Annotated in this window: 12 protein-coding genes, 1 tRNA gene and 1 pseudogene; 8 read left to right on the forward strand and 6 right to left on the reverse strand. The window is 58.7% G+C overall.

Annotated features, from left to right (window positions below; translation table 11 throughout):
- The first annotated feature begins 34 nt into the window (after window positions 1-34).
- Complete coding sequence (locus tag CIK76_RS01615) at window positions 35-436, forward strand: hypothetical protein (RefSeq protein WP_141393429.1); 402 nt, start codon at window positions 35-37, stop codon at window positions 434-436.
- 188 nt (window positions 437-624) lie between these two features.
- Window positions 625-876 (forward strand): annotated as a pseudogene (locus CIK76_RS01620) (integrase core domain-containing protein); the annotation flags it as partial.
- A gap of 310 nt (window positions 877-1186) precedes the next feature.
- Here CIK76_RS01620 and CIK76_RS01625 read toward each other — a convergent pair.
- The 4 genes from CIK76_RS01625 to tmk all read right to left on the reverse strand — a co-directional run bounded on the left by CIK76_RS01625 (window position 1187) and on the right by tmk (window position 4734).
- Window positions 1187-1258 (reverse strand) — tRNA-Thr (locus CIK76_RS01625).
- 84 nt (window positions 1259-1342) lie between these two features.
- Complete coding sequence (locus tag CIK76_RS01630) at window positions 1343-2881, reverse strand: alpha/beta hydrolase (RefSeq protein ID WP_255248308.1); 1539 nt, start codon at window positions 2879-2881, stop codon at window positions 1343-1345.
- Between the two features lie 48 nt (window positions 2882-2929).
- On the reverse strand, window positions 2930-4084 hold the full coding sequence (locus CIK76_RS01635; RefSeq protein WP_096283060.1) for a DNA polymerase III subunit delta': 1155 nt from the start codon (window positions 4082-4084) through the stop codon (window positions 2930-2932).
- Window positions 4081-4734, reverse strand: a complete 654-nt coding sequence (tmk, locus tag CIK76_RS01640; protein ID WP_096283061.1) for a dTMP kinase — start codon at window positions 4732-4734, stop codon at window positions 4081-4083. The genes CIK76_RS01635 and tmk overlap by 4 nt, the downstream gene beginning before the upstream one ends.
- A 145-nt stretch (window positions 4735-4879) precedes the next feature.
- Here tmk and CIK76_RS01645 point away from each other — a divergent pair, with 145 nt between their 5' ends.
- The 4 genes from CIK76_RS01645 (at window position 4880) to CIK76_RS01660 (ending at window position 7774) form a co-directional block, all read left to right on the forward strand.
- Window positions 4880-6037, forward strand: a complete 1158-nt coding sequence (locus CIK76_RS01645) for a PLP-dependent transferase (RefSeq protein ID WP_096283062.1) — start codon at window positions 4880-4882, stop codon at window positions 6035-6037.
- A gap of 55 nt (window positions 6038-6092) precedes the next feature.
- Window positions 6093-6404: a DUF2516 family protein gene (locus CIK76_RS01650; protein ID WP_096283063.1), complete on the forward strand. Its 312-nt coding sequence runs from the start codon at window positions 6093-6095 to the stop codon at window positions 6402-6404.
- 117 nt (window positions 6405-6521) lie between these two features.
- Window positions 6522-7268 carry a phosphoglyceromutase gene (locus CIK76_RS01655; protein WP_096283064.1) on the forward strand — a complete coding sequence of 249 codons (747 nt, stop codon included), beginning with the start codon at window positions 6522-6524 and terminating at the stop codon, window positions 7266-7268.
- 203 nt (window positions 7269-7471) lie between these two features.
- Window positions 7472-7774 carry a DUF4193 domain-containing protein gene (locus CIK76_RS01660; protein WP_096283070.1) on the forward strand — a complete coding sequence of 101 codons (303 nt, stop codon included), beginning with the start codon at window positions 7472-7474 and terminating at the stop codon, window positions 7772-7774.
- A gap of 104 nt (window positions 7775-7878) precedes the next feature.
- On the opposite strand, the gene CIK76_RS01665 is transcribed toward CIK76_RS01660, so the two are convergent.
- The gene (locus CIK76_RS01665; RefSeq protein WP_096283065.1) at window positions 7879-8226 is read right to left on the reverse strand and encodes a hypothetical protein; all 348 of its coding nucleotides are present in this window, start codon (window positions 8224-8226) and stop codon (window positions 7879-7881) included.
- A gap of 339 nt (window positions 8227-8565) precedes the next feature.
- Window positions 8566-9219 carry a phosphate signaling complex protein PhoU gene (gene phoU, locus CIK76_RS01670; protein ID WP_096283066.1) on the reverse strand — a complete coding sequence of 218 codons (654 nt, stop codon included), beginning with the start codon at window positions 9217-9219 and terminating at the stop codon, window positions 8566-8568.
- Window positions 9220-9410: 191 nt separating this feature from the next.
- Here phoU and CIK76_RS01675 point away from each other — a divergent pair, with 191 nt between their 5' ends.
- A complete protein-coding gene (locus tag CIK76_RS01675; protein WP_096283067.1) occupies window positions 9411-10625 on the forward strand; it encodes an ATP-binding protein in 1215 nt (404 codons plus the stop codon).
- Window positions 10622-11302: a response regulator transcription factor gene (locus CIK76_RS01680; RefSeq protein WP_096283068.1), complete on the forward strand. Its 681-nt coding sequence runs from the start codon at window positions 10622-10624 to the stop codon at window positions 11300-11302. The genes CIK76_RS01675 and CIK76_RS01680 overlap by 4 nt, the downstream gene beginning before the upstream one ends.
- Window positions 11303-11338: the final 36 nt, after the last annotated feature.

Below are 11338 nucleotides of genomic sequence, written 5' to 3' on the forward strand. Positions count from 1 at the left end.
AAAAGGTTAAATAGCAAGCTTAGGAGGTTACCGCGTGAAGAATCTAGCCCCGCTCGTTATAATCGCCGCTCTCGCCCTTACCGGTTGTGCTCCAAACGCTTTAGAAGTTGCTCCCGGCCCCTCGGTCATGCCAGCAGCGGAACCCGTAGCTGTCGAGGACGTTAGGCAGGTGTGGGCAGATGAGCAAATAAACGATTGGCTGAGTTACAACAGCGCCAGTAGCATCGAAGCACTCAGCGCGCCAGCCTATTTCGTTGACTCGTGGGAATCCCCCGAAGAGGGCGTATTGATCGTGCGCACTAAAGACGGTGCTCACTCGAAAGTCAGCCTAAGCATGGTCGCCTCTAGCATTCTCACCGGGGCGAAAGAGGTCAATACGATTACCGCTATCAACGAATTCGAGAAGATAGAAGCCACTCTCACGCGAGTATCTTAAATAGAAAAATCGGCCCGGCCAGATCGAGAAGATCAGACCGGACCGATTGGTTTTCTAGCGAACGCTATTCACCCACCGCGGGATAGCTTCGGCCATCCCGCGGGAAAGCCAGCTTGGAGGCGGTGGATGTAATGCCAGCCAGTTGCCGCGTAAATGTAGGAAGTTAGCGTTCCCCATGTTAGCTCTCCGGCGTTACCGTCCACCGCATAGGTGCAGTACTTTGGGGCAGCGCCGTTGTCGAGTCGGCGTTCTCGACGATCAAAAACGAGATGTACCGTCATCGGGCGTTTACGAGCCGGGTTGCGGCACGTACCGCGGCCTTGGAGTTCATCGAGGTTTGGTACAACAGGAAGAGTCCGCACACGAGCAATGGCGTGCTGAGCCCTCAGATGCTCCTCGACTGGTATTGGGGGCAGTATTCTTTGGCCCTCGTGGCCTGAGTTTAATAAGAAACGATCAAAGATCGTGTCTCAGAAACTTTACCAGCTCAAGTACGCCGCGCTCATGGCGCAAGCGGGAATTGAGGTGATGATTATTTCCAAGCGGCTGAGCCATTCGACCATCGCGGTAACGAGCAACTTCTATGGACATCTGATGCCGAGTGTTTCACGCAAGGCAACGTCGAAGGTGTCGCAGCTGATGGGTGCAAAAAGCACCGATGTTCACACATTGCACACACAAGACCAGATTTTGGGCCCAAAAAACGCCCTTGCCGAAACCATAAATGATTCTGACAAGGGCGTTTGGCCGAGCCCCCTGGCGGATTTGAACCGCCGACCTGCTCTTTACGAGGGAGCTGCTCTACCCCTGAGCTAAGGAGGCCGATACCTGAAAACAGGCACCTCGTTACTTTATCTGAGTACTCGAGAGATCGTCAAAACGAGCTGTTCCTGTGAAGCTTTAGAATCAGCACACGGTGCCGTCTTCGGGCGCCTTGCCCTCGATTAAGTAAGCATCAACCGCCTCGGTGACGCAGTCATTCGAACGACCATAGGCGGTGTGGCCATGCCCTTCAAAAGTCAGCAACGTCGCGCTGGACAATTGCGAGGCCAGCGACTGCGACCATTCGTAAGGCGTCGCGGGATCCCCGGTTGTTCCGACCACCAAGATCTCGCCGGAGCCCTGCGCCTGCAGCTCTGCAGGCAGTCCAGTCGCGTCATGCTCCCACTCGTTGCAGGTGATTGCACCGTAGGAAAGATATTTCCCTAGGGTGGGTGCTACGCGCATTAGCTCTTCGGCTTCGGTCTGCATCGTGGCTGGGTCTGCATCCATTGGCCGGTCCAGGCAATTGATAGCCACGAACGCGTCGGACGAATTCGACGTGTAGGTGCCATCTTGGCTTCGGTCGCTGGCGAGGTCTGCAAAGAGCAAGACCTGATCTACATCGCCTTCCATAGCTTCACGCATGGCAGTGGTCAGGATCGGCCAGCTCGAATTGTCATAAAGCGGAACGATGAAGCCGTTGATGAAATCGATAATCGGGACGGTTCGGCCGTCGCTGGACACGAGAGGTTCATTTTCGATTTGAGCAAAGAACAGTTGCAGTTGCACCTTGGCTTCCTCAAGAGTCCCGTCAAATGGGCATTCTTCACTCTTCAGACAGCTTTCGAGCCAGGCATCGATTTCTCGCTCAAATCCCACGGCCTGTGCCCTGTTCACCTCGGCGGATGAAACTGCGGGATCCATGGCGCCGTCTAAGACGAACCCGCCAACCCGCTGCGGAAAGAGCTCCGCGTAGGTGGCACCGAGGAATGTGCCGTAGGAGAAGCCGAGATAATCGAGCTTTTCGTCTCCAAGGACGGCCCGGATGATGTCCAGATCTTTAGCCGCCGAAACGGTGTCCACGTGTCCTAGCAAATCCCCGGTATTCTGCGCGCACTCCTTGGAGTATTCCCTAGTTTGCTTGATGATTTCTTCTCGGTCTTCAGGAACCCATGCGCGTAAGTTCTGTTGCCGGCTCAGGTCGGTTTGCTCATCTGTCTGACATTTCACCGGGGAGCTCTTGCCTACGCCACGTGGGTCGAAACCGATCGTATTGAACTCACGCTGCAGATCATTGCTGAAAATATGGGGCACACTATCGGTGACCATGCCGAGGCCTGACCCTCCCGGGCCGCCGGGATTCACCAGGAGGTTTCGTTTCGCACCTTCCGAAGCACGTCGATTCAGCGCAAGGTCAATGTCCTCTTGCCCGGGGTTTTCATAGTCCAAGGGCACCTGGATAGTCGCGCACTCCACCGTGCTGCCACATGGTTCCCACGTCACGTCTTGATCGTAGTATTTGGCGAGTTCGCCCTGGGCTTCAGGAGCCGCAGCAGGCTGGGAATTGGTGGCCGAGGGGGCCGCTTCGGTATCGCTCGGCCCGGAGCCAGCGCAGGAAACCAAGGCGAGGGACAACGCCGCGCCCAGTGACGCGAACCGGAGCAGGGAATTACGTGCAGTCACTTTTGCGTCTCCTGTTGAAGTTGGGTTTCGGTTGTGGCAACTGCTGATCTAGCGACGGCCTGGCTTTGGAAGCAGCCGGGCCATGAGCGCCTCAAGGGCGATCAGTTGATTTACGTTGGCAGCTAAGCGCTGACGCGTTTCGTTGATTGCATCAAGCTGGGCGAGTGTCTTCTCGCTGGGTTGCGCCGCTGCGTAGGCTTCTAGCTTCGAGCGGAGGTGTTCGTTGATGAGATCTATACCCGAATGCAGCTGCAAGCTAAGCACATCTCGGAAAAAGGTCGTCAGGTCTATCAAAGTGCGGTCTAAGGAATCAAAAGTAGCGCGCCTGGCGAAACGCTTGGCATTTTCCTCCAGGGCCTTGAACTGCCCGCGCAGTCCCGGAGGAATATTTTCCTCTTCGCCCAAGCCATTTGCGTGGCGAAGCTCGGCAACCTGCGCGTTGAGCTGCGAACCGGTCATGGCTTCGGCATGCTCGCTAGCCAACGCAGAGATGTCTGCCGCGGCAGACATCGCGTGGGGGAGGGTAGAGAGCCGCAGCGGCAGCGTGACGACCTTTTCACGACGCTCGCGAGCCTTTTCATCTCGTGCCAACATACGGGCAACGCCAATATGGGACTGCGATACTCGCGCGGCAAACTCTGCCATCTCCTGTTCCAAGCCGTCGCGACGCACCAAAAGTTCGGCCACCTCCGCGGCCGCAGGTACCGACAGGTTGACCGCGCGGCAGCGCGAGCGGATGGTCACCAGCACGTCGGCCGGCGAGGGTGCACAGAGGATCCAGATCATCTGTGCTGGCGGTTCCTCGATGGCCTTCAACAGCACATTGGTGGTGCGTTCGGTCATGCGGTCTGCATCTTCGATGATGATGATGCGCCATTTGCCGTTACCGGCACGTTCTTGGGCGCGAGTGATCAGATGCCGGACATCTTCGATCTGATAGGCGACCTTGCTAGTGGAAACGAAAGAAACATCTGGATGGTTGCCCGCCATTACTTTCTTGCATGCATCGCACTGTCCGCAGCCGGCTGGAGTTTGCGTACATTGCAAGGCCGCGGCGAACGCACGGGCCGCGGTGGTCCTTCCAGAACCTGGAGGACCGGTCACCAGCCAAGCGTGTGTGGGGTTACCTTGATCAACCTCGGAAATCAGCGAGTCGACCACACGCTGCTGACCGGCGAGCTCGGCAAATACCGGCCGGCTCACAACAGACCTGCAAGGTGCGTCGTGATTTCCCGTTGGAGCTGCTCAACGCTGCCTGTCGCATCGACCACCAGATAACGCTGTGGATCCTTGGCGGCAAGTTCGAGGAAGGCACCGCGGATGCGTTCGTGGAAATCATCTGGTTCGGCTTCCAGCCGGTCCGATTCCTCCACCCCGCCGCTGGCAGCGATTCGCCGAGCGCGACCATCCGCGGCAGAGATATCGAGGATGATCGTGGCATCTGGTTTCAAACCGGTGGTCGCAAAGTCATTGATGGCCGAGACAGCAGCAAACCCGAGGGAGCGGCCCATGCCCTGGTAGGCCAGCGAAGAGTCGACAAATCGGTCGCAAATCACGTGGGTACCCTCAGCGAGCTTTGGAGCGATGAGCTGTTGCACGTGGGCGGCGCGGGCCGCCGCATAGATGAGAGCCTCGGTGCGTGAATCGATGTCGCCGTGACCGTGTTCGAGCACCAAGGAGCGTAGTTTTTCGCCGATTTGGGTACCACCGGGTTCCCTTGTGGTCGCTACGCGGGCACCACGATTTTCCAGCCACTGACGGGTCATGGCCACCTGCGTGGACTTGCCGCCGCCGTCGCCGCCTTCAAAGACGATAAACAGGCCGCGCTGGGATGCAGTCGAATCGATACTCACACCTCTACCCTAACTAACCGGGGTCGGGAAAAAGGACAGATTCCCGGGCTTCTGGCCAAGAGTGACGAACAAGCCGGGTAACACGGGCGGACATGCACGTAAACGCTTGTGCATTGCGCTGCTATGCGGGCGTAATCTGGTGCTCATGAGCCAACTGCCAGAATCAGCTGCCGAAGCACAAACTTGGGACCCGAAGACGCTTATCGTGGCCGGGGGACGTCCTGCGCACACCAATGACGGCCCGGTGAATCATCCGATCACGTTCACCTCGACCTACCACTCGCACGGGCTCGCCGGCGCCGGGGACCGCGTGTACGCCCGGTTCTCCAACCCCAGCTGGGACCCGTTCGAAGAAGTCTTGGGTCAATTGGAGCAGGCACAATATCCGGCCTTAGTGTTTTCTTCCGGTATGGCGGCGATCTCTGCGGCGCTGACCCTGGTGCCCGAGGGCGGCGTGCTGGTCTTGCCGCAGCATTCCTATAACGGTTCGTTGGGGTTGAGCGCTGAACTGCAGGCAGCCGGACGCTTCAGCGTGCGAGCTGTGGATGTGGCAAATACCGATCAGGTGCTGCGCGCGATGGACGGTGCCGACGTGCTGTGGCTGGAATCTCCAACAAATCCGATGCTTGAGGTTGCGGATCTTCCCGCGCTGTTGGCGGCAGCCAAGACCTCGGGTGTGCTCAGCATCGTTGACAACACCTTTGCCACCCCGCTATTGCAACAGCCTTTGACCTTGGGAGCGGATCTAGTGGTCCACTCGGTGACCAAATATCTGTCGGGTCATTCGGACTTGATCCTCGGCGCGGTGGTCACCAACGACGGGCAATTGCATAGCAAGCTGCACGGGCACCGCACCTTGCATGGAGCCATCGCCTCGCCAATGGACGTGTTCCTGGCCCTGCGAGGGGTGCGTACCTTGTCGGTCAGGCTCGAACGCTCGCAGGCAAACAGCCAAATCCTGGCCGAGCGGCTGGCCGCGCACGCGAAGGTGAGCGCAGTACGCTACCCCGGTCTGCCTACGGATGTCGGGTATCAGCGGGCCACCGAGCAAATGAGCGGCTATGGTTCGGTGATTTCATTTACCGCAGGTTCAACCGCCAAGGACGCGGACCGGATGATCGAAGAGCTCCGCCTGATCACCGGCGCCACCTCGCTGGGCGGAGTGGAAACTCTGGCCGAGCGCCGGGCGCGCCACGCGAATGAACCCGCCACCGTGCCGGAAAACTTGATCCGGCTTTCGGTGGGTATCGAAGCCGTGGAGGATCTGTGGCGGGATCTTTCCGGAGCCCTTGAACGAATCTGAAGACTCACGATCCGTAGGCCGGGGGACGCGCCGGAGAGAAAGGTAGAGTGTAGATATGGACTTGGCACGAATAATCGAGATGTACTTGATGTATGCGCTCAGCATTGTTGTCGGCGTGGTCGCCGTCTGGGCATTGATCGATTGCCTGCGCCATCAGGCGTCGCGGTTTACCCAAGAAGGTAAACGCACCAAGGGCTGGTGGATGGCATTGACCGGCGGCGCCACCATCATTTCGGTGCTGATGGTGCTTTCCGGCCCAGCCAGCAGTGGCGGCTTCCTGCAGCTGATCGCGGCCTGTGTAGCCTGCGTTTACCTGGCAGATGTCAAGCCCGCGGTCAGCGGCCAGAGCGGCAACTGGTACAACTAAGGCCAACAAGCTTTTCAACGCCTCGGACTTCGTCATGCGAAGACCGAGGCGTTGTTTTTTGCTGACATGTCTTAACTTTCGGCTACGCGGTGCATCGCATTGGATAGGATGGAATGTATGACCCATACTTTGATCTTGCTTCGCCATGGGCAGAGCGAATGGAACGAAAAGAATCTGTTCACCGGTTGGTACGACGTGAACCTGACCGAAAAGGGACGGGCCGAAGCCGCTCGTGGCGGCGAGCTGCTGGCTGAAGCCGGCTACAAGCCAGAGGTGCTTCACACCTCGCTGTTGACCCGCGCGATCACCACCGCTAACCTCGCACTGGAAACGGCTGGTCGTTCGTGGATCCCGGTCAACCGCAGCTGGCGCTTGAACGAGCGTCACTATGGTGCGTTGCAGGGCAAGGATAAGGCGCAGACGCTGGCCGAGTTCGGCGAAGAGCAGTTCATGCTGTGGCGCCGCAGCTACGACACCCCGCCGCCGGTCCTGGACGATGCTTCGGAATTCAGCCAGGCAACTGACGAGCGTTACGCGGACCTGGGTGACCAGGCGCCACGCACCGAGTGCCTCAAAGACGTGCTCGAGCGCATGCTTCCGTATTGGGAGAATGAGATCAAGACGGACCTGTCCGCAGGCAAGACCGTCATGGTCACCGCGCACGGCAACTCGCTGCGTGCGCTGGTCAAGCACCTGGACGGCATCAGCGACGAGGCCATTGCCTCGCTGAACATCCCGACCGGCATTCCGCTGGTGTACGAACTGGACGAGAACTTCCAGCCAATCACCGCTGGTGGAACCTATCTGGATCTGGAAGCTGCCGCAGACGCGATCAAGGCAGTCGCGAATCAGGGGCGTAAGTAGTACGTTCTGAGTTTTTATGGGGCGCACCAGCGCCGGCACTTTTGGGTGTCGGCAGCGGTGCGCCTCGTCGTTTCTTAAGCGCAAAGTTCAAATGAATGTCAGGCTGTGAGCGAAACAACGACACAGGATTGTGTTTTTGGCATTAGTATGCTGTAATCTCCTATTTCGAATAGGCTCAATGGCTCACGTTAGGAATGCAATTCGTGGCAACTGATTACGATGAAGTCCGCCCGGACGTTGCCGAGGCGCGCAAGGCTTCTCTAGACGCGGTTAAGTCCGCAAACGCACCAGACGCGAAGAGCGTCGTGCGAGAGCTCGACGAGGCCGATCACACCGACGGCATGGACCTTCCAGGCGCAGACCTGTCCAATGAGGAACTGACCGTTACGGTCGTCCCGCAGAAGGAAGACGAGTTCATCTGCGGCTCGTGCTTCCTGATCCGCCACCGCTCACAGCTAGTTCGTGAAGAGGGCATTGTAGGTTTCTGCGTCGAGTGCGAAGGCTAAAGCCGGAAATACTCTAGCCTCCGGCATGTCCGGGGGACGCACGCATTAAGGGTGGGACACNNGTGTCCCACCCTTAATGCGTTATCTTCTGACTCTCGGGTCGCTTAGAACCAACCACTAGATATTTTGGCGACCTTAGGGGTTCCGCTATCCCACTCGATAGTGCCGCGGAAGGTTGTCTCCAGATCTTTCGTTTCGTATTCGTAGTACTCGGTGTCGTTCTTCTTGTACTTGAACTTGGTGCTTTGCGCGATGAAACTCTTCTGGCTCAGGCTTTCCAGGCCGCCGGCCGGCTCCGTCAACTTCATCGATGCGAGATCTTTCTGGCGTAGCTCGTAGGGACAGCCATCCGCCATATTCGTAGGAGGCGTGACACACGCCGTTGCGAAGTCCTGCACGGCCTTCAACGCGAGTTCGTTCGTGGCGGAAGATAGCTCCTGGGGAATCTCCACATGTGCGTTGCCGTCAACGCTGGAGGTGAGGCGAAGCGGTTCGGTTGATGCGGCGATGAAGTCCGTGGACTTTCCCTTGACCTCATAAATTCCAGGGAAGGCAAAGAACTCGCCACTGGAATTTTCCTGCTCTGCGAATGCTTAATAGGAAGTAATTGGCCATGTAGCTCGTAGTGACTATATATTTCTGTGAACCGCCAGGCAGGGCTGTTGCCCTGGAACGTGACTAGCGGTAGGCAATAGACTTTGACGCCCGCAAAAATGGCCTTGGGCCGGTGAGAAAATCACCGGCCCAAGGCCATCGACGTATGTCGGCGCTAGTGCGCTAACTTGCGGAGCTTAGAACTCTGCTGGATCCCATTCGCCGGTTACCAAGTAGGTCACCTTGCGGGCAACGGAGACGCCGTGGTCGCCGAAGCGCTCGAGATAGCGGCTGGTGAGCGACACATCCACGGTGGTCGGCGCCGTCTCCTCCCATGCATCGTCGGCGATCACGGTGAACACACTGGCATGCAACCCGTCCAGCTTGTGGTTCAATTCGATAATTGCCCGGGCAATTGCCAAGTCACGAGTTTCGAGCAGCTGGCCGACTTCCTTGGCGATCTGAATGTCGATCTCTGCCATCTGTGCGAATGTGTCGGAAATCTGCGCGGGGATCGCCGGGTTCGGGAAACGCAGGCGGGTTAGCTGGGCTAAGTGCCGCGCCAGGTCTCCCATGCGCTCTAGCGAAGCGCTCATGCGCAGCGAGCCAACGATCATGCGCAGGTCCGAAGCCACCGGCCCTTGGAGTGCCAAGGTGTCGATGGCGCGCTCGTCGAGCTGGTTCTGCAGGAAGTCGATCTTCGCATCGGCTGCGATAACTTCCTGAGCCATATCAACATCGGCGTTTGCCAGCGATTCCCATGCACGGTCCATCGCGGTGGCGACCAGCTTGGACATCTCGATCAGCTCTTCACCGATTTGCTGCAGATCTGCCTGAAATACCTTGCGCATTGAAGGTCCTTTCGAGTTACGGAATCCCACACCCTGGTTTTGGGCATGACGGAGGGTCTGCCTCCACCTTGTCAGCGGGTTATTAACGAATATCCCACGGAAAGTGAACGTTTGGTGAATAGGATAGCGAAAAGTCCTATTTCGCGTCATTTGAGACCAGCCCCCAGTGCGTTGGAAGCTAGTCTGATTATGTGAACGAAGTAATTTCGACCCTGCTCGCCGGCCTGCTCGGTTTGACCTTGGGACTTGTCGGGCTAGCCGCCTACCGTTTCTCGCAGCGGCGTGCCTCCGGCCTCCCCGATGTTGACGAACCGGTGCTGCCCGAAGGTGCCGCCTCGGTGCTTTCGGTCATTGGCCGCGCGTTCGTGATCCTGGACGACGTGGATGGAGTGGTTCGCGCCAACCCCGCCTCCTATGCCTACGGGCTGGTACGCGGGCATACGCTGGTCCACGAGGAGCTGGCGACGCTGGTGCGTCAGGTACGCGCCGACGGGGTGATCGCCGAGAGCCAGTACGAGCTGCAGCGGGCAACCTTGGGCGCCGGACAGCTGATCGTGCACGTACGTGTCGCGCCGTTGGGTGATGAGTACATCCTGCTGCTCGCCGATGACCGCACCGAGATCACCCGCACCGAGGCCATGCGCAATGACTTCGTGGCCAACGTGTCGCATGAGTTGAAAACCCCGGTGGGCGCGATGTCTTTGCTGGCCGAGGCGATCAATGACGGCGCCGATGACCCGGTAGCGGTACGCCGCTTCTCCACTCGGATGCAGAAGGAATCCCGGCGCCTGGCCGCACTGGTCCAGGACATCATCGAACTCTCCCGGCTGCAGTCCAGCGACTCCATCCTGTACGGGGCCGACGTGGTCATCGAATCGGTGATCAGCGAGGCGGTTGACCGCAACAAGCTGCTTGCCGAGGAAAAGGGAATCAGCATTACCGTGGGCGGTCATCTCGATGCCGCGATATACGGCGATGCGGATCTGCTGATGACTGCCCTGCGCAACCTTATCGACAACGCGATCCGCTACTCACCGCCAAACACCACCGTGGGTGTGGGGCTGCGCCAGCGTGACGGCTACGCGCAGATCTCGGTCACCGATCAGGGCCCGGGCATCTCCGCCGAAGAGCAGGAGCGCGTCTTCGAACGCTTTTACCGGGTGGATGGAGCACGCTCACGGCAGACCGGCGGTACCGGACTGGGGCTGAGCATCGTCAAGCATGTGCTGGCCAACCACGGCGGCGAGGTATCGCTGTGGTCGCAGCCCGGGCAGGGTTCCACGTTCACACTCAGACTTCCCATAGTGGATGAAGAAGGGGCCGAGCCATCGGAATTGGCCACCGATACGACGAAGGATAAAGCGAACGCCACGCGTGTGGCGGATCGTGAAGGAGGACGCCGATGACCCGCATATTGATCGTTGAGGACGAAGAGTCGCTCTCGGACCCGCTTTCTTACCTGTTGGAACGTGAAGGTTTTGAGGTGCGCATCGCCGACGACGGTATTGTGGCTGTCACCGAATTTGAGCGCCACGGCGCCGATCTGGTGCTGCTGGACTTGATGCTTCCCGGACAACCGGGCACCGAGGTGATTCGCCAGATCCGCGCCACCAGCCAGGTCCCTGTCATCATGCTCACCGCCAAGGACTCCGAGATCGATAAGGTGGTGGGTCTCGAGCTCGGCGCGGATGACTACGTCACCAAGCCGTACTCCTCGCGTGAATTGCTGGCCCGCATTCGTGCGGTGCTGCGCCGACAGGGTGAAGTCGAGGAGCTGATCACCAATGTGGTCACCGCCGGACCTGTGCGCATGGATGTCGAACGCCATGTGGTTTCGGTCAGCAATACCGAGGTCGCGATGCCGTTGAAGGAATTCGAGCTGCTCGAAATGCTATTACGCAACGCAGGTCGTGTGCTGACCCGTGGCCAGCTGATCGACAGGGTCTGGGGCAGCGACTATGTGGGGGACACCAAAACCCTCGACGTGCATGTCAAGCGTCTGCGTTCGAAGATCGAGGAAGACCCTGCGGTCCCAGAGCATCTGGTGACGGTACGCGGGCTCGGATACAAATTCGTCGCTTAGCCCGTCACTGAACTAGCCCAGATTTTTCATGGAGAC

The organism is Glutamicibacter sp. BW80 (genome assembly GCF_002332385.1).
In the GTDB taxonomy this organism is placed as follows: Bacteria; Actinomycetota; Actinomycetes; order Actinomycetales; family Micrococcaceae; genus Glutamicibacter.

What these genes read in the sequence shown, in the direction of transcription:
- phoU (WP_096283066.1), bottom strand. Translation starts at nt 9,219, where the DNA reads ATGCGCAAGGTATTTCAGGCAGATCTGCAGCAAATCGGTGAAGAGCTG.
- CIK76_RS01680 (WP_096283068.1), top strand. Translation starts at nt 10,622, where the DNA reads ATGACCCGCATATTGATCGTTGAGGACGAAGAGTCGCTCTCGGACCCG.
- CIK76_RS01650 (WP_096283063.1), top strand. Translation starts at nt 6,093, where the DNA reads ATGGACTTGGCACGAATAATCGAGATGTACTTGATGTATGCGCTCAGC.
- CIK76_RS01645 (WP_096283062.1), top strand. Translation starts at nt 4,880, where the DNA reads ATGAGCCAACTGCCAGAATCAGCTGCCGAAGCACAAACTTGGGACCCG.
- CIK76_RS01655 (WP_096283064.1), top strand. Translation starts at nt 6,522, where the DNA reads ATGACCCATACTTTGATCTTGCTTCGCCATGGGCAGAGCGAATGGAAC.